Raw genomic sequence first — 22225 nt, forward strand, 5'->3', positions numbered from 1 at the left:
CGGGGGGTGGACAACAGCCAGGAGGTCCGCGAGTTCCTCACCTCGCGGCGAGCGAAGATCACCCCCGAGCGGGTGGGCCTGCCCGCGGGCAGCCGCAGGCGGGTCCCGGGCCTGCGCAGGAGCGAGGTCGCGGCGCTCGCGGACGTGAGCGTGGAGTACTACGCCAAACTGGAGCGCGGCAATCTGGCGGGCGCCTCCCCCGCCGTCCTGGAGGCCGTCGCCCGCGCGCTCCGCCTCGACGAGGCCGAACGCGCCCATCTGCTGAACCTGGCGCAGGCGGCCGACGGCTCCGACGCCCTCGTCCGCCCCCGGCGCCGGGCCAGGGCGTGGACGCCGCACCCCAGCCTGCAGTGGACCCTGGACGCGATCACCGCCGGCCCGGCCTTCGTCCGCAACGGCCGGCTGGACCTGCTCGCCGCCAACCCGCTCGCCCGCGCCTTCCACGCCGAGATCTACGACGGCCCCGACAACCAGGCGAACCTGGCCCGCTACCACTTCCTGGACCCGGCCTCCCGCCGCTTCTTCCCCGACTGGAGCCAGGCCGCCGACGTCACCGTCGCCATCCTGCGCACCGAGGCGGGCCGCACGCCCCACGACAAGGACCTCCACGAACTGGTCGGCGAGCTGTCCACCCGCAGTGACGAGTTCCGCACCCGCTGGGACGCCCACGACGTCCGCCACCACGGCACCGGCACCAAACGCTTCCACCACCGGGCGGTCGGCGACCTCACCCTCGCCTACGAGGGACTGGAACTGGCCGCCGAGCCCGGTCTGACCCTCACGGTCTACACCGCCGAGCCGGGCTCCCCCAGCGAGGAGGGACTGCGCCTGCTCGCCTCCTGGGGCGCGACCAGGGAGGCCGTAGGTACGCACGCGTGACTCCGGAGAGGCGGTCGGGCGTTCGTCGGGGCTGTCTGGTTCGATAGGGGCCGCCGTCATCCCCAGCCGCGAGGAGCAGGTCCCTGAGTACGTCGTTCGCCGAGGCCCTGTCCCTCGCGCTGTTGGTGTTGGTCCTGGTGTGTGCGGTGGTGCGGCCGTGGGGGTGGCCGGAGGCGGTGGTCGCCGTCCCGGCGGCGGGACTGGTGGTCGCCACCGGCGCGATCTCCCCCGCCCACGCGCTGGCCGAGGCCGAGCGGCTCGGCCCGGTGATCGGGTTCCTGGCGGCCGTGCTGGTGCTGGCGCAGCTGTGCGACGACGAGGGGTTGTTCCAGGCCTGTGGGGCGTGGATGGCCCGCACCTCGGCGGGGAGTCCGCGGCGGCTTCTGGTGCAGGTGTTCGTGGTCGCGTCGGTGATCACGGCGGTACTGAGCCTGGACGCCACGGTGGTGCTGCTGACTCCGGTGGTGTTCGCCACGGCGGCCCGGCTCGGGGCCCGTCCGAAGCCGCACCTGTACGCGTGCACCCATCTGTCGAACACCGCCTCGCTGCTGCTGCCGGTCTCCAACCTGACGAACCTGCTGGCCTTCGCCGCCAGCGGGCTGAGCTTCACCCGGTTCGCCGCGCTGATGGTGTTGCCGTGGCTGGCGGCCATCGGCGTGGAGTACGTGGTGCTGCGCCGGTTCTTCGGCGCCGATCTGGACGCGGGTGCCCCGGCCGCGACCGAGGCGGAGGCGCCGCAGACGCCTGTGTTCGCGCTCGTGACGGTGGCGGGCACGCTCGCCGGGTTCGTCCTGACCTCGGCGGTCGGGATCGACCCGGCCTGGGCGGCGCTGGCGGGCGCCCTGGTTCTCGCCGCCCGGGCGCTCGCCCAGCGCCGCACCAGCCCGGCCGCGATCGTGCGCTCGGCCGCAGTGCCGTTCCTGGCCTTCGTCCTGGCGCTGGGCGTCGTGGTGCGGGCGGTGGTCGACAACGGGCTGGCCTCCGCGCTCGGGCACCTCCTCCCGCACGGCACCTCGCTGCCCGCCCTGCTCGGGGTCGCGGCGCTGGCGGCCGTCCTGGCGAACGTCATCAACAACCTGCCCGCGACCCTCGTCCTGCTCCCGCTGGCCGTCCCCTCCGGTCCGGGCGCCGTCCTGGCCGTGCTGCTCGGGGTGAACGTCGGCCCCAACCTCACCTACGCCGGGTCGCTGGCCACCCTGCTGTGGCGGCGCATCGTGCACGAACACGACACCGAAGTCGGTCTGGGCGAGTTCACCCGGCTCGGGCTGCTCGTCGTGCCCGCCGCCCTGGCACTGGCCGTGGTGGCACTGTGGGGGTCCCTGCACATCATCGGATCGTGAGGAGGAGGAATCCGTGACGGTCGTCGTCTGGATCACCGAGGGCACCTGGCCCGCCTGCGTCGACGCCGCCCGCACCCACGCGCCGCAGGGCGCGCAGGTCGTGCTGCTCCACGTCAGCGACCGGGACGTCCCGGGCCTCGCGCACGGCGCCTTCGCCGGTCTGCTCGGGCGCGGCCACCGCGAGCGCGACCCCGGCGACCAGGTGGAGCACCTGGCCGACGCCTCCGCCCGGCAGCTACTCGACGCCGCGGCCGAGCGGCTCGGACGGGCCTGCACCCGCCTGGAGCGCACCGGCCGTACCGAGCGCGAGGTCGTCTCGGCGGCGGAGGGGGCCGCACTGCTGGTCCTGGCCCGCGACGGCGACCGCACCCGCCTCGGGCCGCACAGTCTCGGCCCCGCAACCCGCTTCGTCGTCGACCACGCCCCCTGCCCCGTGCTGCTGGTCTGGCCGCAGCCCGCACCGGGCACTGAGACCCTGCCGCCCCCGCCGAGCCCCCAGCGCTGACGCGGCCGGACGGCGGTCAGTGGCCGGCGTCCGGCCCGGCTGTCTCCGGAGCCGGCGCGACGCCGAGGGGCCCGCACCGAGCATGTGCTCGGTGCGGGCCCCTCACTGCTCGGGCAGGTGCCGCGGCAGAAGAACTACAGCGGGCGGATGTTCTCGGCCTGCGGGCCCTTCTGGCCCTGCGTGACGTCGAACTCGACCTTCTGGCCCTCGAGCAGCTCACGGAAGCCGTTGGCGTTGATGTTCGAGTAGTGGGCGAAGACGTCCGGGCCGCCACCCTCCTGCTCGATGAAGCCGAAGCCCTTCTCCGAGTTGAACCACTTCACAGTGCCATTAGCCATTTAAATCTCCTTCAAGGGACAATCCGAAGCACGCACGGTGCGTACTTCGAGTCACCGCATGGAGCGCCCACCGGAAAGCCGGGGAACAAAAAATGCGCCTGCGATACATCAGCAGGCGCACACAAAGTTCATGGGAACCACTACTGCAACTGGGTCGACTGTAGCAGGCCGCCGCCCGCCGTGGTGGGACCCGCCGGAAAATCCCGCGCCCGCGCGTCCCGGCGCATGCCGCGCGGAATGAATGCATTCCCAGCTGTTCGAACTTGACCGCCAGGGCGGCCGTCGAAGCAGGATCCGGTCCGACCGGCGTCCGGGGGCACTATTCTCGGATCCATGTCGAACCCTGATGCGCTGCTCGTCGACATCGCCGCAATGGTGGAGTCCGAGCGCAGCAACCAGATGCCCCTGACCGTGGTCGTCCCGGGGGCGGTCATCACCGGCCGTCTGGCACCGGAACGCCTCTGGCACGAACGGGTGGCCGAAGTCCTCGGCGCCTCAGACCACTTGAAGCCCTTCGCCACGCTCTTCGCGATGTCCGCCACCGGCGACCCGGCTCCGCCGGCCACCCCGCCTACCCACCTTCACCTGCACGTCGCCCGCATCCTGCAAGGCAGCTACGGCCTGCCCCACACCGGGGGCATGTACCGCATCGCCATCGCCGACGTCAGCAGCTGGACGGTGGGAGACCTCAGCTACTCGGACCAGTGACACCTCGTACGGCCGGGCTCCGCTCCGCGGGGCCCGGCCGTCGTGCGCTCGGTGCCCGGTCGGCCGGCGACCGGCCGACGCCCGTACGGCCCCGGCGCTCAGGCGCCCTCGGCGTCGCGGCGTTCCAGCCCGGCGGCCCGGGCGCGGGACGGTCAGGACCATCACGGCGGGTTCCCGGGTCCGGCGCGTCACGGATCCGCGAATCCGGCCGGAACGGGCCGGTCAGCGCGGATCATGGAGCCAGCCAGACCCGACCCTCGCCTGGAGGCCCCGTGTCCGACCTTCCCACGTTCGCCGCCCTGTTCGACCGGCTGGCACTGCCCGAACTGACCCGATCGGCCGCCCTGCTGCAACCCGAACTGGTCGCCCTGAGGAGGGAGTTGCACCAGGAGCCGGAGATCGCACTGGAACTGCCCAGGACCCAGGCCCGGCTGCTCGCCGCACTCGACGGGCTGCCGCTGGAACTCACCCCGGGCAAGGGGCTGAGCTCGATCACGGCCGTGCTGCGCGGCGGCCGCCCCGGGCCGAAGGTGCTGCTGCGCGCCGACATGGACGCCCTGCCGGTGCAGGAGAACGTACGGCTGCCCTACGCCTCGAAGGTCCCCGGGGCGATGCACGCCTGCGGGCACGATCTGCACATGGCCGCGCTGGTCGGCGCCACCCGTCTGCTGGTCGAGCGGCGCGCCGAGCTGGCGGGCGACGTGGTCCTGATGTTCCAGCCCGGCGAGGAGGGGGCGGGCGGCGCCCAGCTGATGGTGGACGCGGGCGTGCTGGACGCGGCCGGTGAGCGGGTGGTGGCCGCGTACGCCCTGCACGTGGCGGCGGCCCTGCTGCCCAACGGGCTGGTCACCACCCGCCCGGGACCGGTGATGGCCGCCTCCGACACCCTGCGGGTCACCCTGCGCGGGCGCGGCGGGCACGGGTCCAGTCCGCATTCGGCGCTGGACCCGGTGCCGGCCGCGTGCGAGGCGGTGCTGGCCCTCCAGACGATGGTGACCCGGCGGGTCGACGCCTTCGACCCGGTGGTGCTCACCGTCGGCACGCTCAACGCCGGCACCGCGGCCAACGTGATCCCCGACGAGGCACGGTTCGCGGCGACCATCCGCTCCTTCTCCCCCCGCTCGCGGGAGTTGGTGCACGGCGAGGCGCTGCGGGTGGTGCACGGGATCGCGGCCGCCCACGGGCTGGAGGCGGTGGCCGAGGTGGAGCCCGGGTACCCGGTGACCGTCAACGACCCGGTGGAGGCGGACTTCGCGGCCGGACTGGCGGGCCGGCTCGTCGGGCCGGAGCGGTACGTGCCGATGCCCCAACCGATCGCCGGCTCCGAGGACTTCGGCGTGTTGGCGGCCCTGGTCCCGTCGGCGTACCTGATGCTCGGCGCCGCCCCGACCGACGGCCGTGACCCGTTCACCGCGGCCTACAACCACTCCCCTGACGCCGAGTTCGACGACAACGTGCTCGCCGACGGCGCCGCGCTCCTGGCCGCCCTCGCCCTGGGGAGGCTGGCCCGGGGGTAGACCCGGTGGCAATGCAAGGGCGTGGCCCGGTGCCCGGCGGAGGCAGCCGGGCGCCGGGCCACGGTCGGGCGGTGCTCCGGAGCGCTACGGCCGCCCCGCGCCGCGTCGGCGCGTCCTGTCGAGCGCAGCGGGAAGTCGGCGGGGCGACGGGGATCCGCACGGTGCGACCGTCCGTTCCCGTCGGAGGCGGGGAGATCCGGTGAGTTGACGGTGTGGCAGCTGTGCAGGCTTTCACGGATGGGGGCGAGCGGCGTGGTGATGCCCCGTTTCGTCGCGTTCCGTTCAAGCGCCGCTTACCCCATCATGGGACGGTGCCTCTGCGCCTACGCGCGTAGCGCCCCCCTGCCCCCCACAACACAAGGAGCCTGACCGATGCTCAGACGCATCGCAGCCACCCGCCCGCTCGCCCTGGGCGCCGTCGCCCTGGCCGTGCTCACCGCCGCCGGCGCCGTCCCCCACCGGGCCGCGGCCGCGACCGTGACGGCCGCGACCCCCGCCGCCGCGACCGCCCAGCACCGCGTGCTGTTCGACGACACCAAGGCGGAGACCGCGGGCAACGCCGACTGGATCATCAGCACCAGCCAGCCGGACCCGCTCGCCGAGAACGGCAGCCCGCAGTCCGAGACCGACTGGACCGGCGCCATCTCCAGCTGGGGCGTCGCGCTCCAGAAGACCGGCCAGTACAGCCTCAAGACCCTGCCGAGCGGCTCCAGCATCACCTACGGCACCGGCGGAGCCCTCGACCTCGCCAACTTCGACGAGTTCGTCCTGCCCGAGCCCAACGTCCGGCTCAGCGACGCCGAGAAGACCGCGGTCATGACGTTCGTCCAGAACGGCGGCGGACTGTTCCTCATCTCGGACCACACCGGCAGCGACCGCAACAACGACGGCTGGGACTCCCCCGCCGTCATCAACGACCTGATGACCACCAACTCGGTCAACAGCAACGACCCGTTCGGGCTCTCCGTCGACCTGCTCAACATCCAGACCGACAACCCGACCGCCATCGGCGACGCCACCGACCCCGTCCTGCACGGCCCCTTCGGCACCGTCACCGGCAGCATCATCCGCAACGGCACCACCTTCACCCTCAAGCCCGCCGACAACCCCAGCGTCAAGGGCATCGTCTACCGCACCGGGTACTCCGGCACCACCGGGGCCTTCTTCGCCACCAGCAGCTTCGGCAAGGGCCGGGTCGCCATCTGGGGCGACAGCTCGGCCATCGACGACGGCACCGGCGAATCCGGCAAGACCCTCTACAACGGCTGGAACGACCCGGCCGGCACAGACGCCGCCCTCGGCCTCAACGCCACCGCCTGGCTCGCCACCGGAAGCGGCGGCAGCACCACCGGCAGCGTCACCCTCACCAACCCCGGCGCCCGCACCGCCACCGCCGGCACCGCCACCAGCCTCCAGCTCTCCGCCACCGACACCGCCGGCGGGACCCTGGGCTACGGCGCCTCCGGACTGCCCGCCGGCCTCAGCCTCAACGCCACGACCGGCCTGATCAGCGGCATCCCGACCACCGCGGGGACCTACTCGGTGACGGCCACCGCGACCGACTCCACCGGCCCGTCCTCCTCCGTCACCTTCACCTGGACCGTCCAGGCCACCGGCAGCGGCGGCGGCTGCACCGCGGCCCAGCTGCTCACCAACCCCGGCTTCGAGGCCGGCACGACGGCCGGCTGGACGGAGACCAACACCGGCGGCAGCAGCACCATCAACAGCGGCTCCAGCGAGCCGCCGCACTCCGGCACGTACGACGTCTGGCTGGACGGCTACGGCAGCACCAACACCGACACGCTCGCCCAGACGGTGACCCTGCCGACCGGCTGCAGCACCTACACCTTCAGCTTCTGGCTGCACGTCGACACCGCCGAGCCCACCACCAGCGCGTACGACAAGCTGACGGTGACCGCCAACGGCACCACCCTGGCGACCTACTCCAACATGAACGCGGCCGCCGGCTACCAGCAGCACAGCTTCAACCTGTCCGGGTACGCGGGCCGGACCGTGACCCTGAAGTTCACCGGCGCCGAGGACTACACCAAGCAGACCTCCTTCGTCCTCGACGACACCGCCGTCAACGTCGGGTGATCCGAAGCCGGTTGCCCTCCCCGCGGTGGGGAGGGCAACCGGCGTGCGGGGAGGCCGACCGGCGTGCGGGGAGCAACCGGCGTGCGGGCCGTCGAACGTCCGGTCCGAAAACCGCCGGTGCCGGCCGCCGACGGGCCGGAGACTGGACCGCGTGACCACCCGAACAGCCCCTCCCGCCCCTGCGGCGTCCCGCTCCCGGGAGCGCGTCGACCCGGCCGACTGGCCGGCCCTGACCGAGGAACTCGACGCCCACGGCTGCGCGCTCACCCCGCAGCTCCTCAGCCGCCGGGAATGCCGCGACCTGGCCGCGCTCTACGACCGCGACGAGCCGTTCCGCACCACCGTCGACATGGCCCGCCACCGCTTCGGCTCCGGCCAGTACCGCTACTTCACCCACGACCTGCCCGGGCCCGTCCACGAGCTGCGCCAGGCGCTGTACCCGCACCTGCTCACCATCGCCCGCGGCTGGGCCGAGAAGCTCGGCCGGCCCGCGCCCTGGCCCGACAGCCTGGACGAGTGGCTGGAGCGGTGCCACGCCGCCGGGCAGGCCAAGTCCTCGCAGATCCTGCTCCGCTACCGGGCCGGCGACTGGAACGCGCTGCACCGCGACGTCTTCGGCGACCTCGTCTTCCCGCTCCAGGTGGTCATCGGCCTCGACGAACAGGGCACCGACTACACCGGCGGCGAGTTCCTCCTCGTCGAACAGCGCCCCCGCGCGCAGTCCCGGGGCACCAGCACCGTCCTCCCACAGGGCCACGGCCTGGTGTTCACCACCCGCGACCGGCCCGTCCGCTCGGCCCGGGGCTTCTCCGCGGGCCCCGTGCGGCACGGGGTGAGCACCGTGCGCTCGGGCCGCCGGCACGCCCTCGGGCTCGTCTTCCACGACGCCTGAGCCCGCCATGGCCCACCCCGACCAGCCGGCCCCGCAACCGCGTCCCCGGCTGCTCGACGCGGCCGGCCGCACCCGGACCGGTCCCCGTCCGGGCCCCCTCGGCGACTACCGGCCCTCCGCGGTCCGCCTGCCCGCGGAGGGCCGACAGTGGAAGGCCCAACAGCAGGAGCAGCACACATGACCCCCTCCCCGCTGGTCCGCCCCGGCGAACTCGGCGCCTACGGGCCACTGCCCTCCCCCACCGGTCACACCGAAGCCGAACTCGCCACGCTACTAGGCTTGTTGAGCACCAGCCGCCCCCGGATGCACACGGTCGCCGTCGGCCACAGCCGGGACGACGCCTCCCGCGCGACCGCCCAGGCCTTCACCGACGCCTGGCGGGCCCGCGGCGGATCCGTGCTCGCCGTCACCGACTGGCCCGAGCAGGCCGCCTCCTGGCTCCGCCCGGCCCGACGGTTCACCAGCCGGGCCCCGGACGCCTGGGTGGTCGCCGCCGCGCCGCCCGGCTGGGTCCAGATGGCCCGACGGCTGCGGCACAGCACCACGTGGACCGCCGAGCGGACCTTCGGCTTCGCTTCGCTGGCCGAGCCGCGCGCCGTCGCCCTCGCGGGCCCCGACACCCTGCATGGCCTGCGCGGGGCCACGGCGGACGGCCGCACCTGGGAGGTCCGTCACGGCTGGCTGACCAGCCGGTCGCCCGAGACCCGCAGCCCCCGCTGAACCCGTCCCACCGCTCTTCCCGCCGCTGGTGCCGCCGGCGACGGTGGCGCCGACTCGGAACGAGCCGGCGCCACCGTCTTCCGGCAGCTCTGGTGGGGCAGGCTGCCGGAAGACCCGGCGAGGGGCGGGGCCAGGGTGGGTGGGGGTCAGATCGCTTCGAGCGTCCAGGTCTGGTTGGACCAGCCGTTGCTGTCCCAGAGCTGGACCTTGGTGCCGTTGGCGCCGATCGTGTTCAGGTCCGCGTCCAGCACGCGGCCGTTGTAGCCGTTCACCACGCCGTAGCTGGCGAAGTTCCACCGCTGGTTCGACCAGCCGTTGTAGTCCCACAGCTGGACCGTGGTGCCGTTGGCGCCGATCGTGTTCAGGTCCGCGTCCAGGTAGCGGCCGCTGTAGTTGTTCTGGATGTAGTCGACGGTGCCGTCGGTCCACAGGGTCCAGTTCTGGTTGGTCCAGCCGTTGCAGTCCCACAGCTGGACCTTGGTGCCGTTGGCGCCGATCGTGTTCAGGTCCGCATCCAGGCACTTGCCGTTGTAGCTGTTGTGGATCCGGTACTGGCCCACGTAGTTCAGCGCCGCTGCGGCGCGGACCGTACCGGTGTTCGCGCGGCTGTCGGCGGCCGAAGCCGACCCGACGCCCGCGCCGAGGGCGGCCGTCACCAGGGCCAGGATTCCGAAACCGGTGCAGATCTGCTTGCGCATGAACTCTCCTCGCAGCATGAGTGAGCGGACGGAGCACGTGCACTTTCCCGCAGGCGGCACTGACCCTGCCGAACCCCGACCGGGCCGGACCGGTGCCGCGCTCCGTGGCGCTCGCCGTGTCAGCTGACCGGCTGACGTGACCCATCCTCGCGGCCCCGGTACGTCCGCGGCCACGACGTTCGCCCGACGTTCGCCCGACACTTGCGGCCCGGACCCCCGGTGCTGGATCGTGCCGCCCACTTGACGGGAGACTGCGAGCATGGAGTTCCTCTGCTACCACCGCGACCGGCCCGGCTCCGTGGCGCTGCGCCACGAGGTGCGCGAAGAACACTGGTCCTACATGGACCGGTACGCGGACGAGCTGATCGCCCGGGGCCCGACCCTCGACGACGATGACACCCCCACCGGCAGCGTCCACGTCGTCGACCTGCCCGATCCCGCCGCCGCCCGCGCCTTCGCCTTCGACGAGCCCGGCTACCAGGCCGGCGTCTACCGCGACGTGCTGCTGCGGCGCTGGCGCAACCTGCTGGGGCGCACCATGTGGGACTTCCCCGGCGGCGGAACCGACGGCAACCACTACCTGGTGCTCGGCCTCGGCACGGGGCGGCCCGCCGACCTCACCGTGCCTGCCGACCGGGACGAACTGATCGTCTACGGGCCGCTCCTGTCCGACGACGGCGCCGCCTGGCTGGGCACGGCCGTACTGCTCCGGGCGCCGGACCCGAAGGCCGCCCGCGCCGTACTGACCCCGGAGCGGTACGACGACGTCGAGGTGCGCAGGTGGACCTTCGGCGGGCGTCCGTCGTAGCCAGGGCCGGAGGAGTGGTCGTTTCCGAAGGCAGTCGTGGACGAGCGGCCGTGCGCGGTTGGCGTACGGCCGCTCGGGGCGCTCATCTCGATCGTGCGCTCATCCGGCTGGCGGGGCTTCCGGTGCTCCGATCGACCGGGGATCCGGGTGGTCAGCGGAGCGGCAGCACCCGGGTGTGCTCCTCGCGGACGGCCTGAAGGGCGTTCGGCTTGAGGCCGAGCAGCTTCAGGATCGTCGGCGCGATCTGCTTGGTCTCGACCTTCTCGTCGTGGCGGACGCCGTCCGGGGTGACCGCGCCGGAGACGACCAACGGCACGTTCAGGTCGTCGGCGTGGGCGCCGCCGTGCTCGGCGATCTTGCTGCCGCCGGTGTAGACGACGCCGTACTGGGCGACGCCGAAGACGTCCGGCACCCGGGCGTCGCCCGGCTCGACGTGGAAGTAGTCGGCGGCTGCCGCACCGGCATAGACCTTCTGGACTCCGCTCTCGGTGAAGGGCCGGGCCTTGCCGTCGATGTCGACGCCGTTGCCGTTCTGCGCGAGCAGGTAGTCCTTGGCGAACCCGGTGGCGGCCGTGGAGCGGTCGTTCAACCAGAGCAGCACGCCGTCGTCGTCGACCGCGTGGGCGACCAGGTCTCCGGCGCCCGGGTGGGCGGCCTTCCAAGCGGTGTCGAGGCCTTCCAGCAGCGGACCGTCGTCGATCCGGTTGAGCGCGGTCGGGTCGATCGGGGACTGGCCGTGCTTCGCCGAGAGGATGACGGTGGTGGAGCCGTCCAGGTGCTGCTTGCGCAGCTCGTCGGTCAGCGCGCCGATCTGCCGGTCGACGAACTCCAGGTTCTTCTCGACCAGCGGGCCGGGCACGCCCTTGCCGACGTAGCCGCCCTGGAGGCCCTCGGAGCTCTTGAGCTTCTGCGCGGTGGAGACGGACTGGAAGTTCAGGCCGAAGACCGCCGGGGTGCCGACCTGCTGCGCGCGGCCGTGGTCGTAGCCGTCGATCTCGTTGAGGACGGCCTGCACCTTGTACGCGTCGTACTGCTCGGTGGCCTGGTTGTCCTTGGTCCAGTCGCCGTCGTAGCCGGTCGCCTTGCTGTTGATCTCCGGGGTGAAGAGGTCCTGGATGCCCTCTCCGGAGGGGCCGTTGAGGATGTCGTAGGCGGCGTGCTTGTCCGACCACGCGGTGCGCAGCCCGGCCTGGCGGGCCACCTCGAAGACGGTGTTCACCTGGAGGTAGGAGTGCGGTTGGACTGGCCTGCAGGTCCGCGGGTCGACGGGCAGCTTGGCCGGGTCGATCAGGGTCTGCGGCCGGCCGGTCATCTTCAGGATGGAGCCGGGCAGGCCGGCCAGGCCCTGGCCGGCGTCGATGGAGTCCTGGTTCCGGTCCAGGTCCTCGGTGAGGTCGACCTCGGCACCGGGCTCGGCAGCCTTGCAGTCGGTGGTGCCGGCCGGGAGCAGGGCGGCGTCGTAGGTGTCGTCGTAATAGACGCCGGTGGTGCCGGGGCCGCCGCCGGTCAGCTGCGCGACCATGCCGGGGAAGGAGTCGGAGGGGTTGGTGGTGCCGGCGTGGGTGTACTCGACGCCGCCGCGGACCAGCCGGGCCAGGGCCGACTGCGGGTGCGCGGCCACGAACCGGGCCAGGTCCGACTGGTGCAGGCCGTCGACCGAGACCAGCAGCACGTGCTCGGCGTGGGCACCGCGGCCCTCCTCGGCGGCGGCGGCCTGGGCGACGGTGGATCCGGCCAGCACACCGGCGGCGCCGAGGGTGGCGGCCAGCCGGAGGTAACGACGGGTCACGGAGGGCTCCTGTGGAGGGGGAGGGGAGGTGGCGGCCCCTAGGTTGGGAGTCCTCGGTGTACCGGCGGCGGCCGGCGGATGAACAGCGCCGGACCGGCTCGCGGAGAGATGTTCGGTTTTACCCAGTTCTCACCAACTCGTGTATGCTCCTTGGTAGTTGCTGAGCATGCCCGGTCAATGCGGCCAGCTGTCGCGACTCCTCACTCCGACGGGAGAACGCGCCGCAGCCAGCGGGTGCGCGCGTCCTGGGCGTCCCGCGACACGGCCGCGTGCGGGGCGAGGGTGTCGAAGCCGTGGCAGGCGCCGGGCCACACGTGCAGTTCGGCCTCGCCGCCCGCCCGCCAGATCGCGTCGGCGTAGGCGACGGCCTCGTCCCTGAAGGTCTCGGCGGACCCCACCTCGACGTACGCGGCGGGCAGTCCGCCCAGATCGGTGGCACGGGCCGGGGCGGCGTACGGCGAGAGGTCGGCGGCACCGTACCGGTCGCCGAGCACGGCCTGCCAGGCGGTGGCGTTCGAGGTGCGGTCCCAGGTGTCATGACCGGCCATCTGGCGACTGGAGAAGGTGTCGCCGCGGTCGTCGAGCATCGGACTCAGCAGCAGTTGGCCGACCGGGGTCGGACCGCCGCGGTCACGCGCCAGCAGGGCCAGGGCGGCGGCGAGCCCACCACCGGCACTCTTCCCGCCGATCACCAGGCGCCGTGCGTCCAGGCCCAGCGCGTCGGCGTGTTCGGCCACCCGGGCGAGCCCGGCGTAGCAGTCCTCCACGGCGCCGGGGAAGCGGGTGCGCGGCGCGAGCCGGTACTCGACGGACACCACCGCCAAACCCAGCGGCAGCGCCCACGAGCGCAACAGCCGCGGCAGGACGGACCACGCGTTGCCCGTCACCATTCCACCGCCGTGCAGGTAGTACAGCACCGGCAGGGCGCCGCCGACTCCGGCGGGCCGCCCATGGACGAGCGTGACCTCTCCCCCGCCGTCGGCCCGCGGCACCCGCAGCTCCGCCACCTCGAACCGGCCGCCGTCGCACAACTGGTCGAGCGTCGGGCGGGGCCGGGCGTCGGCGTCCCGCTCCTGCCAGGCCGTCAGCCCCTCCGGGGTGAGCACCTCGCGCGCCCTCGCACCCGCGGCCGCCACCGCGTCCCGGACCTGCGGATCCAACGGAGGCACCCGTCGAGCCACCGAGCCACCCACCCCAGCACCCCCATCGCCGAGGGGCACCCGGCGGCGCCCCGACCCCCCCAGCTTGCCAGCCCGGCCGGCTCGGCACAGCGTGCGGCCGATCTCCTCGCGTGCTGCGCGAGCAGTTGATCCCGCTGGTCCGCCGGATCGGCCCGGAGCCGGAGCTGGCGCCGGCGCGGGCGGCACGGTGCGCCTCCACCGTGCCCGGCCTCGCGCTGACGCGCTACGTGCCGCGATTCCCGGCGAGCGTGGAACTCGGCCGCGAGGCGATCGTGAACTGGCTCGAACCCACGGTCCAGCGGTTCCTCACGGCGCCGACGCCCTGAGGAACCCGTCGAGACCCCCAAGCGATCTCGGTCACGCCCGGGCCCCTCACAGGAAGACACCCGTCGCCCCCGGTTCGGGCCCGTCAGTCCGGCTGGTCGGCCCACGCGGTGGCGGGGCGGGAGCGGTACAGCCTCGCGTAGTACCGTCCTGCGCTTTCCCGGCCGTGGGGCTCCTGACCGCTTCGCAGTACCGCCGCCACGGCGTGGTGCTGTTCGTCCGGGGTGGCGAAGAGTCGTTGGGGGTACAGGTCGGCCGGGTCCGAGCGGGTGATCAGTCCGTAGGAGCGCAGGCGGTCGATGACCGGCCGGTAGTCGACCGTGCGCAGGATGAAGGCGCTGATCCACACGGGGCGGCGGGCCTGGTCCAGCAGGGCGGAGACGGTGCGAGCGGTGATGTAGCTTCCGGCACCGGTGGAGACGATCAGGCCGGTGTGCGCCATCGCACGGCGCACCGATGCGTTCGGTTCGTCGTGCTCGAGGTTGACCGAACAGGCGTCGTCCAGCAGTCCCACGGCCAGTGCGTAGGAGAGCGCGTTGCCCGCGATGTCGAGACCGATGACCGGTACGGCATGGCGGTGGCGTCGGGCGGTGTAGAACTGCTTGTCCCGCTCGACCAGTTCCGCCGTGGTCAAACGCCCCAGCGCGGGGTCGGTGTAGTGGGCATAGAGGTCCGCGAGCGTCAGATCGTGGTTGAGCAGCGCCGCGTTGATGCCGTACGAGCAGCACAGGTCGAGAACGGCGACCTCGCCCGCGCAGTCGGCCGCCCGAGTGCGCTCGGCGAGCGTACGGCGGAACTCCGCCTGCGCATGGTGCGGGATCTGGTACTCGAGCGGCGCCAGCCTGGCGAAGTAGGCCCGGGGATCCGGCTGGTCGTAGATGTCGTCGAAACGGGCCTTGCCCGGGGCTCGTTCGTGATCGAAGGCGGCCTGATCGTTCACCCGGTCTCCCTGCTCGGTACGGTCGCTGCACTCGCGACTCCTCGTGGCTGGATCACCGGATTCAACGAGGCCGAGGGGCTGCCACCGCCCCGACCGGCGGAACATCACCCGAACGGCAGCCCTCGCACGTCGGGCGTCGGGGGCGTCGGCCCTCAAGTCGAACGGTGGGCGGGGCGGGCGGCGAGCCCGCCCCGCCGTGGGACCGGATCAGCCAGGGGGCGGATCAGAAGGGCTTGGTCGGCAGGTACTTGCCGTCCAGGGTGATGACGGCCCGCTCGCCGCCCTCGGGGTCGGCGACCTTCTTCACGTCGAGCTTGAAGTTGATCGCGGAGATGATGCCGTCGCCGAACTGCTCGTGGACGAGGGCCTTGAGAGTGGTGCCGTAGACCTGGAGCATCTCGTAGAAGCGGTAGATGGTCGGGTCGGTGGGGATCGCGCCGGGGATCGAGCCGCGGGTGGGAACGGTCCGGAGCAGCAGCGCCGCGTCGTCGTCCAGGCCGAGCAGGGCGGCGACGGCCTTGGCGGAGTCCTCGGGCAGGGCGTGCTGGCCCAGGACGGCGGCGGTGGTGAAGGCGACCGACAGGCCGGAGGCGTCGGCGATCTGCTGCCAGCTGAGGTCCTTGCGGATCTTGGCGTCGACGGCGGCGACGGCGAGGGCCTGACGGGCGGTGGGGTCGAACTGGGCGTGCACCATGGAGGTTCCTTTCGGGTTCGCGGCTGCGCGGATCGTGCGCGGAGCCGCCGGGTTCAGGGGTGGTGTGTCCGGGTTGTGTTTCCGGGTCAGGCCGCGAGCACGGCTGTGCGGCCGTCCGGGGTGAGGTCCTCGACGCCGCCGGTGGCGATGTCGAAGACCCAGCCGCGCAGGGTGACCGCCTGCTCGGCGAGGGCGCGGGCGACGGACGGGTGGGTCGCCAGGTTCGCCAGTTGGGCGAGCACGTTGTGCCGCACCAGGGCCGGCACGTCCCCGGCGGTGGCGGTCCGGGCCACCGAGGCGTCGGCGAGCCGCAGCCAGTCGGCGACCGCCGGGGCACCGCTCAGGTCGTGGCCGTGGGCGAGGGCGGTCATGGCGCCGCACGCGGAGTGCCCGCAGACGACGATGTCCCGCACGCCCAGGGCCGCGACGGCGTACTCGATGCTCGCCGTGACCCCGTCGGCCCCGGGGGTGTAGGCGGGCACGAGGTTCCCGGCGGTGCGGATGACGAACAGCTCGCCCGGTTCCGATCCGGTGATCAGCTCCGGCACGACGCGGGCGTCGGAGCAGCCGATGAACAGCGTGTGCGGGGCGTGATGGGCGGCCAGGCGGGTGAAGAGCTCCTCCCTGGCTGGGAAGACGTCCTGCTGGAAGCGTGCGATGCCCTGGGCGAAGTCACGCATGGGGTCACTTCCTTTCGTGGCGGCCGGGCCGGTGGGGCCCGTCGAGATCCACTGTGCATGACCTGCTTCTATAGTGTCCAAGACGCAGAAACCATGGATCTCATTGCTGCCATCTATAGTTGCTCCCATGGCCCTGGAACTGCGCCACCTGCGCTACCTGCTCGCCGTGGCCGACCACGGCAACTTCACCCGTGCCGCCGAGGAGCTGCACATCTCCCAGCCCACACTGTCCCAGCAGGTCAAGCAGCTCGAACGGGCCCTCGGCACCCAGCTGCTGGACCGCACCGGACGGACCGTGCGCCTCACCGACGCCGGCCAGGCGTACGCCCACCACGCCCGCGGCGCGCTGCGGGACCTGGCCGCCGCCGAACGCGCCGTCCACGACGTCCAGGACCTCTCACGGGGGCAGCTGCGCCTGGCCGTCACGCCCACCTTCACGGCCTACCTGGTCGGCCCGCTCACCGCCGAACTCCACGCCCGGCACCCCGGCATCACCCTGACGGTGCGGGAGACCAGCCAGGACCGCATCGAAGCCGGGCTGCTGACCGACGAGTTCGACCTCGGCATCGCCTTCCAGGGGCCGCACCTGCCCGGCGTCGCCGCCACCGCCCTGTTCACCGAGACCCTCACCCTGGTCACCGCGAGCGTCACCACCGGCCACCCCGCCGCTGACCAGTCCGGCGCCGACCAGCCCGGCGCGCTCCCCGCCCGTGACCTCGCTGATCGACAACTGGCCCTGCTCAGCGGAGACTTCGCCACCCGTGGACACATCGACGGCTACTTCGCACAGCACCGCGTCAGCCCGCGCATCGCCGTCGAGGCCAACTCCGTCCAGGCCCTCACCGAGGTCGTCCAGCGCACCCAGCTCGCCACCGTCCTGCCCGAGGCCGTCACCCACGACCACCCCCGCCTCGCCCGGGTCCCGCTCGACCCTCCTCTCCCCACTCGCACCGTCACCCTGCTGCTGCGCGCCGACGCCTACCGCAGCGCCGCCACCCGCGCCTTCACCGACCTCACCCACGCCCTCGTCCGCACCCGCGGCTACCCGCCGGCCTCCTGAGGGACGGGCCGGCCACGGTCACCCGGCGGACGGGCCGCCGAACCAGCGGGCGAGGGACGGCCGCAGGGTCTTTAGGGCACCCTCGACGTCCGAAGCGCCATCGGCGTCCGAGGTGCCCTCGGCGTCCGGGGTGCCGACCCAGCAGACGTAGCCGTCCGGGCGGACGAGCATCGGCTCGACCGCGGCGCCCCGGCCGGCCCGGTCGACCCGGTCCGACCAGGGAGCGACGGCCTCGGCCAGGGCGTCCCGCGGGTCGAGCAGCACCCCGCGTCCCGAGCGCAGCAGTTCGTGCAGTCGGGCCGCGCCGAGGTCCAGGTCCGGTGCGGGGCCGCCGAGCAGCGGATGGGGGACGACGTCCGGCATCGGGTAGCGGGTGGCCATCCCGGCCATCAGGTCGCCGAGACGGCGCCGCACCTCCGGCAGTCGGGCCAGCTCGGTGAAGAGCTCCCGGGCGGCCGTCACCTCAGGGTCGCCGCTGCCCACCCAGTCCATCAGCAGGCTCTGCGCCTGGACGTGGCGCAGCACCTGGGCGCCGGCCAGGTGGCGTTCGGTGTGGTAGCTGTCGAGCAGGCCCTCCGGCGCCCAGCCGCGCACGGCGGCGCCGAGCTTCCAGCCCAGGTTGAAGGCGTCCTGCATGCCGGTGTTCATGCCCTGGGCACCGAGCGGGAGGTGGACGTGGGCCGCGTCGCCGGCCAGGAACACCCGCCCGTGCCGGTACTCGGCGACCTGCCGGGCCGCATTGGTGATCCGGCGGGCGTGGCACAGTTCGAGCAGCCGCACCCGGTCGCCGAACACGGTCCGCAGCCCGGAGCGGATCTCCTCCTCGGTGATCGGGACGTCCCTGGGCACCGACCGGCCCGGACCGCCGAGGGCGAGGCGGCGCAGCGGCCTGCCCCGGCCGTCGGTGCCGAGCGGGAACACCGCCGCCCAGGTGCCGTCCGCGGCGCGGTGGTGCGTCCCCAGGTCCTCGGTGCCGCTGAGCCGGACGTCGGCGGCGACCGTGGTCGCCGTGCCCGCCCGGCCGGGGAACCCGGCCTTCAATAGCGAGCGCACGGTGCTGTGGCCGCCATCCGCGGCGATGAGGTAACGGGCCCGGACGGTACGGCCGTTGGCGAAGGTCGCGGTGACCGCTTCCTCGTCCTGGACGAGGCCGACCAGTTCGTGGTCGCGCCGGACGTGCAGGCCCTGTGTGGCGAGGTGGCCTTCGAAGAAGCCCTCCAGCTCGACCTGCGGGACGGAGCGCCAGGGCAGGCGGGGGCGGGAGGCGCTGTCGGCCGGCAGGGGGATGCCGATGAAGTGGGTGGTGCCGACCGGGTGGTCCCCGGCGGCCAGCAGCGGTTCCAGCAGGCCGCGCTGGTCGAGCGCCTCCACCGTGCGGGACTGCACGCCGCCGGCGCGGGACAGGGCGCTGCGTCGCGGCAGCCGGTCGGCCACTACGGTCGATGCGCCCGCCAGCAGCAGTTCGTTGGCCGCCGTCAGCCCGGTCGGGCCCGCGCCGACGATGAGTACGTCGGTGTCCATGTTTCTCTCCCTGGTTCTCGTCGATCTGCCGTGTCGTCGAACGGCCGCGCCGTCGACCGGCGGTTCTGATGACGGGAACAACGCTCGCCCCACCAAGGGCCGTTGGGCGAGTGACCGGAGCGATGGCGGCGGGATCCGACACCCACTACGCTCGGCGCGGTGGAATCCGACTACGACGAGCTGGACCGCCGCCTCGTGCACGCCCTCCAGGTGGACGGCCGGGCCCCGTTCAGCACGATCGCCGCCGTCCTCGGGGTGTCGGACCGCACCGTCGCCCGCCGGTACGCCAGGTTGCGCTCGACCGGCGCGGTGCGGGTGCTCGGCGGGGTCGACCCGGCCGCGCTGGGCGCGGTGCGGTGGCTCCTGCGGGTGCGCTGCGCGCCGTCCGCGTCGGTCGCGGTCGCCGAGGCACTGGCCCGGCGCCCCGAGACCTCCTGGGTGAGCCTCTCCTCCGGCGGCACCGAGATCACCTGCACGGTCCGCACCGAGAGCGAGGCCGACAGCGAAGCGCTGCTGCTGGCCCGACTGCCGCGCACCCCGCGGGTCGAGGGGGTGAGCGCCCACGCCGTGCTGCACACCTTCTACGGCGGCCCGGACAGCCTCATCGCCAAGCTGGGCCCGCTGGACGCGGAGGCCGTCGAGGCCCTGCGCCCGCCTCCGCTGCCGCACCGGCCCGGCCCGGTGCGGCTCGACGACGGCGACCGCAGACTGCTCGCCGCCGACGGCCGCGCCGGTTTCGAACAGCTGGCCGCACTGACCGGCTGGTCGCCGACGACGGTCCGGCGCCGGATGACGGAGCTGCGCGAACGCGGGGTGCTCTACCTGGACGTCGACTGCGACAAGCACCTGCTCGGTTTCAGCATCCGGACCCTGCTGTGGCTCTCGGTCGCTCCCCCTCACCTGGAAGAGGCCGGCCAGGTGCTGGCAGGCCACCCCGAAGTGGCCTTCGCCGCCGCCACGACCGGCCCGACGAACCTGTACGCCACCGTGGTGTGCGCGGACCAGCGGGCGCTGTACCGCTACCTGACGACCCGGGTCGCCGCGCTCCCGGCCGTCCTCCAGGTCGAGACGGCGCCGGTGATCCGCACCGTCAAACAGGCCGCGAACCGGGCGTGACGCCCCCCGGGGCACCGAGCCGCTCCCCCACCCCTGATCGGCGGTTGTCCGGAAATCACCTCTTGTCCGTAATGAACGGTTGTGTTCCCTATCCCCCGGGGCTACTGTCAAGGGTGGCGAACGAATCCGTCCCCTGCCCGCCGTTCGCCGCCCCCGAGCCATTGGGGAACCTGCCATGGCCACCTCTCCCGCCCTGGCCCCGGCTTCGCCCGCGACCGCACGTCGGGGCCAGCACCCGGGGATAGCGCTCACCGTCATCGCGGCCGCCCAACTGATGGTGGTCCTCGACATCACGATCGTGAACATCGCCCTGCCGCACATCCAGCAGGCGCTGAGGTTCTCCACCACCGACCTGTCCTGGGTCATCAACGCCTACACCCTCACCTTCGGCGGCCTGCTGCTGCTCGGCGGGCGCACCGGCGACATCCTCGGCCGCCGACGGGTGTTCATCGTCGGCGTACTGGTGTTCAGCCTGGCCTCGCTGCTCGGCGGGGCCGCCCAGTCCTCGGCCTGGCTGCTGGCGGCCCGGGCCCTCCAGGGCATGGGCGGGGCGATCGCCTCGCCCACCGCGCTGGCGCTGATCGCCACCAACTTCAAGGAGGGCTCGCAACGCAACCGGGCCTTCGGCGTCTACTCCGCCGTCGCCGGTGCGGGCGGCGCGGTGGGTCTGCTGCTCGGCGGCATGCTGACCTCCTGGCTGTCCTGGCGGTGGGTGCTGTTCGTCAACGTGCCGATCGGCATCGCGATCGCCGTGCTGGCGCCGCTGTACATCAACGAGTCCGAGCGGCACCCCGGGCGCTTCGACCTGACCGGCGCGTTCACCGCGACGGGGGGCATGGTGTCGCTGGTGTACGGATTCATCCGGGCCTCCGAGCACGGCTGGACGGACGCCGTCACGCTCACCGCGTTCAGCCTGGCGGTCGCGCTGCTGGCCGCCTTCCTGGTGAACGAGCGGCGGGTGCCACAGCCGATCACCCCGCTGCACCTCTTCCGCGACCGCAACCGCTCCGGCGTGTACGGGCTGATGCTGTGCGTGGCGGCCACGATGTTCAGCATCTTCTTCTTCATCACCCTGTTCGTGCAGGACATCCTGGACTACAGCCCGCTGCGGGCCGGTTTCGCCTTCCTGCCGATCAGCGCGGCGATCGTCGCGGCCGCCCAGTTCGCCGCGCGCAACCAGTTGCGGTGGGGCCCGAAGCCGTTCCTGGTCACCGGCTCGGTGCTGGTGTTCTGCGGGGTGTTCTGGGCGACCCGGATCGACGTCCACAGCACCTTCGCGGGCGGCGTCCTCGGGCCGACGCTGCTGTTCGGCTTCGGCATGGGCTCGATCTTCGTCCCGGCGATGCTCACCGCCGTCTCGCACGTGGCACCGCACGAGACCGGGGCGGCCACCGGGATGCTCAACACCACCCAGCAGGTGGGTGGTTCGCTCGGCCTGTCGATCCTGGTCACCGTGTACGGCACGGCCAGCCGCAACGAGGCCGGGCGGCAGGTCGGCGCGTTCCTCCGGCAGGCCACCGCGCAGCAGGCCGCCCGGTTCCGGGCGAGCGGGAAGCTGCCGGCACCGTACTCCTCGGAGGTGCTGGTGCACGGCATCGCGACCGCCTTCCGGATGGGCCTGGTGTTCGCCGCGCTCGCGGTGCTGATCGCGGTGTTCGTCATCAAGGTGCGGCGGGTGCCGCAGGCGCCGGGCGTCAGCCCTTCGGGGGGCGGTACTTGACAGACCGTCGGGGCGTCCAGGACAGTCCTTTACGCAAATGGTTTTCATCTTCGTTAACCATCCCCCGACCGCGCCCGTGCGCGCCCCGCGAAAGAGGACCCCCATGTCGCTCGACGTCTCCCCCGCCCTGCTCGACCAGGCCCGCAACGGCCGCGTGGACGAGGCCGACTTCCTCGACACCGTCCGCGCCTCGCTCCCGTACGCCTACCAGGTCGTCGCCGGACTCAGCACCGAACTCGCCGCCACCGAGGCCGAGTTCACCACCGACAACACCACGCCCAGCGACGAGCAGCGCGCCCAGCTGCTGCGCGCGCTCGCCAGCAACGCCATCCGCGGCAGCCTGGAGGACCACTTCGGCGTGAGGCTCGCCTTCGTCAACTGCCACCGCGTCGGAGCCTTCCGCCCCGGCTGCGAGGACAGCGAGGCTTACCGCGAGTTCACCTCGCTGCACAACCAGATCCGCAACCAGAGCCCGGAGCTGCGCAGCTGCTGACCGGCGGCAGCCCGTGGCGGGCGCCCACCCGGCAGGGGTGGGCGCCCGTCGTACGCGCCCCCGCGTTGCGCCGCGTTGCGGCCCGTTGCGATCCGCTGTCCGGATCGCACGGCGATCTTGTGGCGCCGCGGAGGGCCTGCGTACGGTCGACGGGCCCCACCCGTCCGGCCCTCCCCGGGGCCGCAGGATCCCACGCGGAGCCGCC

22 protein-coding genes are annotated in these 22225 nt (G+C 73.0%); 14 read left to right on the top strand and 8 right to left on the bottom strand.

Annotation, left to right across the window (positions count from 1 at the left end; all coding sequences use genetic code 11):
- Positions 1 to 6: 6 nt before the first annotated feature.
- The 3 genes from ACH4J0_RS01425 (at position 7) to ACH4J0_RS01435 (ending at position 2724) form a co-directional block, all read left to right on the top strand.
- On the top strand, positions 7 to 879 hold the full coding sequence (locus ACH4J0_RS01425) for a helix-turn-helix domain-containing protein (protein WP_396235627.1): 873 nt from the start codon (positions 7 to 9) through the stop codon (positions 877 to 879).
- Between the two features lie 83 nt (positions 880 to 962).
- A complete protein-coding gene (locus ACH4J0_RS01430; RefSeq protein ID WP_396235931.1) occupies positions 963 to 2219 on the top strand; it encodes an SLC13 family permease in 1257 nt (418 codons plus the stop codon).
- 13 nt (positions 2220 to 2232) lie between these two features.
- A complete protein-coding gene (locus tag ACH4J0_RS01435; protein ID WP_396235628.1) occupies positions 2233 to 2724 on the top strand; it encodes a universal stress protein in 492 nt (163 codons plus the stop codon).
- A gap of 134 nt (positions 2725 to 2858) precedes the next feature.
- Here the strand turns inward: ACH4J0_RS01435 and ACH4J0_RS01440 are convergent, their stop codons facing one another.
- Positions 2859 to 3062 carry a cold-shock protein gene (locus tag ACH4J0_RS01440; RefSeq protein WP_045694210.1) on the bottom strand — a complete coding sequence of 68 codons (204 nt, stop codon included), beginning with the start codon at positions 3060 to 3062 and terminating at the stop codon, positions 2859 to 2861.
- Positions 3063 to 3395: 333 nt separating this feature from the next.
- On the opposite strand from ACH4J0_RS01440, the gene ACH4J0_RS01445 reads away from it, so the two are divergent.
- The 5 genes from ACH4J0_RS01445 (at position 3396) to ACH4J0_RS01465 (ending at position 8996) form a co-directional block, all read left to right on the top strand.
- The gene (locus ACH4J0_RS01445) at positions 3396 to 3770 is read left to right on the top strand and encodes a hypothetical protein (protein ID WP_396235629.1); all 375 of its coding nucleotides are present in this window, start codon (positions 3396 to 3398) and stop codon (positions 3768 to 3770) included.
- A gap of 272 nt (positions 3771 to 4042) precedes the next feature.
- Positions 4043 to 5287, top strand: a complete 1245-nt coding sequence (locus ACH4J0_RS01450) for a M20 family metallopeptidase (RefSeq protein ID WP_396235630.1) — start codon at positions 4043 to 4045, stop codon at positions 5285 to 5287.
- A 372-nt stretch (positions 5288 to 5659) separates the two neighbouring features.
- Positions 5660 to 7384 carry a putative Ig domain-containing protein gene (locus ACH4J0_RS01455; RefSeq protein ID WP_396235631.1) on the top strand — a complete coding sequence of 575 codons (1725 nt, stop codon included), beginning with the start codon at positions 5660 to 5662 and terminating at the stop codon, positions 7382 to 7384.
- A 151-nt stretch (positions 7385 to 7535) separates the two neighbouring features.
- Positions 7536 to 8276 (top strand): 2OG-Fe(II) oxygenase, encoded by a 741-nt coding sequence (locus ACH4J0_RS01460; protein ID WP_396235632.1) that lies wholly within the window; start codon positions 7536 to 7538, stop codon positions 8274 to 8276.
- 177 nt (positions 8277 to 8453) lie between these two features.
- The gene (locus ACH4J0_RS01465) at positions 8454 to 8996 is read left to right on the top strand and encodes a hypothetical protein (protein ID WP_396235633.1); all 543 of its coding nucleotides are present in this window, start codon (positions 8454 to 8456) and stop codon (positions 8994 to 8996) included.
- 146 nt (positions 8997 to 9142) lie between these two features.
- Here the strand turns inward: ACH4J0_RS01465 and ACH4J0_RS01470 are convergent, their stop codons facing one another.
- Positions 9143 to 9694, bottom strand: coding sequence for an RICIN domain-containing protein (locus tag ACH4J0_RS01470; RefSeq protein WP_396235634.1), 552 nt, complete (start codon positions 9692 to 9694; stop codon positions 9143 to 9145).
- 259 nt (positions 9695 to 9953) lie between these two features.
- Here ACH4J0_RS01470 and ACH4J0_RS01475 point away from each other — a divergent pair, with 259 nt between their 5' ends.
- Positions 9954 to 10502: a YciI family protein gene (locus ACH4J0_RS01475; protein WP_396235635.1), complete on the top strand. Its 549-nt coding sequence runs from the start codon at positions 9954 to 9956 to the stop codon at positions 10500 to 10502.
- Positions 10503 to 10653: 151 nt separating this feature from the next.
- Here the strand turns inward: ACH4J0_RS01475 and ACH4J0_RS01480 are convergent, their stop codons facing one another.
- On the bottom strand, positions 10654 to 12291 hold the full coding sequence (locus ACH4J0_RS01480; protein WP_396235636.1) for an alkaline phosphatase family protein: 1638 nt from the start codon (positions 12289 to 12291) through the stop codon (positions 10654 to 10656).
- Positions 12292 to 12491: 200 nt separating this feature from the next.
- Positions 12492 to 13460, bottom strand: a complete 969-nt coding sequence (locus ACH4J0_RS01485) for an alpha/beta hydrolase (protein WP_396235637.1) — start codon at positions 13458 to 13460, stop codon at positions 12492 to 12494.
- Between the two features lie 122 nt (positions 13461 to 13582).
- Between ACH4J0_RS01485 and ACH4J0_RS01490 the strand changes: the two genes are divergently transcribed.
- Positions 13583 to 13798 (top strand): hypothetical protein, encoded by a 216-nt coding sequence (locus ACH4J0_RS01490; RefSeq protein ID WP_396235638.1) that lies wholly within the window; start codon positions 13583 to 13585, stop codon positions 13796 to 13798.
- Between the two features lie 83 nt (positions 13799 to 13881).
- On the opposite strand, the gene ACH4J0_RS01495 is transcribed toward ACH4J0_RS01490, so the two are convergent.
- From ACH4J0_RS01495 to ACH4J0_RS01505, 3 genes are all read right to left on the bottom strand, one after another.
- Entirely contained in the window at positions 13882 to 14736 is an 855-nt protein-coding gene (locus tag ACH4J0_RS01495) for a hypothetical protein (RefSeq protein WP_396235639.1), read from the bottom strand.
- Positions 14737 to 14959: 223 nt separating this feature from the next.
- Positions 14960 to 15430 (bottom strand): cyanase, encoded by a 471-nt coding sequence (cynS, locus tag ACH4J0_RS01500; protein ID WP_396235640.1) that lies wholly within the window; start codon positions 15428 to 15430, stop codon positions 14960 to 14962.
- Between the two features lie 86 nt (positions 15431 to 15516).
- A complete protein-coding gene (locus ACH4J0_RS01505) occupies positions 15517 to 16110 on the bottom strand; it encodes a carbonic anhydrase (protein WP_396235641.1) in 594 nt (197 codons plus the stop codon).
- A 127-nt stretch (positions 16111 to 16237) separates the two neighbouring features.
- Here ACH4J0_RS01505 and cynR point away from each other — a divergent pair, with 127 nt between their 5' ends.
- Positions 16238 to 17170, top strand: coding sequence for a transcriptional regulator CynR (cynR, locus tag ACH4J0_RS01510; RefSeq protein WP_396235642.1), 933 nt, complete (start codon positions 16238 to 16240; stop codon positions 17168 to 17170).
- Between the two features lie 18 nt (positions 17171 to 17188).
- On the opposite strand, the gene ACH4J0_RS01515 is transcribed toward cynR, so the two are convergent.
- Positions 17189 to 18691, bottom strand: coding sequence for an FAD-dependent monooxygenase (locus ACH4J0_RS01515; RefSeq protein ID WP_396235643.1), 1503 nt, complete (start codon positions 18689 to 18691; stop codon positions 17189 to 17191).
- Positions 18692 to 18850: 159 nt separating this feature from the next.
- On the opposite strand from ACH4J0_RS01515, the gene ACH4J0_RS01520 reads away from it, so the two are divergent.
- From ACH4J0_RS01520 to ACH4J0_RS01530, 3 genes are all read left to right on the top strand, one after another.
- Positions 18851 to 19807, top strand: a complete 957-nt coding sequence (locus ACH4J0_RS01520) for an Lrp/AsnC family transcriptional regulator (protein WP_396235644.1) — start codon at positions 18851 to 18853, stop codon at positions 19805 to 19807.
- Positions 19808 to 19982: 175 nt separating this feature from the next.
- Positions 19983 to 21527, top strand: a complete 1545-nt coding sequence (locus tag ACH4J0_RS01525; RefSeq protein WP_396235645.1) for an MFS transporter — start codon at positions 19983 to 19985, stop codon at positions 21525 to 21527.
- A 103-nt stretch (positions 21528 to 21630) separates the two neighbouring features.
- Complete coding sequence (locus ACH4J0_RS01530) at positions 21631 to 22020, top strand: SCO5389 family protein (RefSeq protein ID WP_396235646.1); 390 nt, start codon at positions 21631 to 21633, stop codon at positions 22018 to 22020.
- The last annotated feature ends 205 nt before the right edge of the window (positions 22021 to 22225 follow it).

Origin of the sequence: Kitasatospora sp. NPDC017646, assembly GCF_044329365.1 — a bacterium.
In the GTDB taxonomy this organism is placed as follows: Bacteria; Actinomycetota; Actinomycetes; order Streptomycetales; family Streptomycetaceae; genus Kitasatospora.

Excerpts from the sequence above, each read along its gene's own strand:
- ACH4J0_RS01440 (WP_045694210.1), bottom strand. The coding sequence starts at position 3,062 with ATGGCTAATGGCACTGTGAAGTGGTTCAACTCGGAGAAGGGCTTCGGC.
- ACH4J0_RS01470 (WP_396235634.1), bottom strand. The coding sequence starts at position 9,694 with ATGCGCAAGCAGATCTGCACCGGTTTCGGAATCCTGGCCCTGGTGACG.
- ACH4J0_RS01525 (WP_396235645.1), top strand. The coding sequence starts at position 19,983 with ATGGCCACCTCTCCCGCCCTGGCCCCGGCTTCGCCCGCGACCGCACGT.
- cynR (WP_396235642.1), top strand. The coding sequence starts at position 16,238 with ATGGCCCTGGAACTGCGCCACCTGCGCTACCTGCTCGCCGTGGCCGAC.
- ACH4J0_RS01445 (WP_396235629.1), top strand. The coding sequence starts at position 3,396 with ATGTCGAACCCTGATGCGCTGCTCGTCGACATCGCCGCAATGGTGGAG.
- ACH4J0_RS01530 (WP_396235646.1), top strand. The coding sequence starts at position 21,631 with ATGTCGCTCGACGTCTCCCCCGCCCTGCTCGACCAGGCCCGCAACGGC.
- ACH4J0_RS01505 (WP_396235641.1), bottom strand. The coding sequence starts at position 16,110 with ATGCGTGACTTCGCCCAGGGCATCGCACGCTTCCAGCAGGACGTCTTC.
- ACH4J0_RS01465 (WP_396235633.1), top strand. The coding sequence starts at position 8,454 with ATGACCCCCTCCCCGCTGGTCCGCCCCGGCGAACTCGGCGCCTACGGG.
- ACH4J0_RS01515 (WP_396235643.1), bottom strand. The coding sequence starts at position 18,691 with ATGGACACCGACGTACTCATCGTCGGCGCGGGCCCGACCGGGCTGACG.
- ACH4J0_RS01455 (WP_396235631.1), top strand. The coding sequence starts at position 5,660 with ATGCTCAGACGCATCGCAGCCACCCGCCCGCTCGCCCTGGGCGCCGTC.
- cynS (WP_396235640.1), bottom strand. The coding sequence starts at position 15,430 with ATGGTGCACGCCCAGTTCGACCCCACCGCCCGTCAGGCCCTCGCCGTC.
- ACH4J0_RS01475 (WP_396235635.1), top strand. The coding sequence starts at position 9,954 with ATGGAGTTCCTCTGCTACCACCGCGACCGGCCCGGCTCCGTGGCGCTG.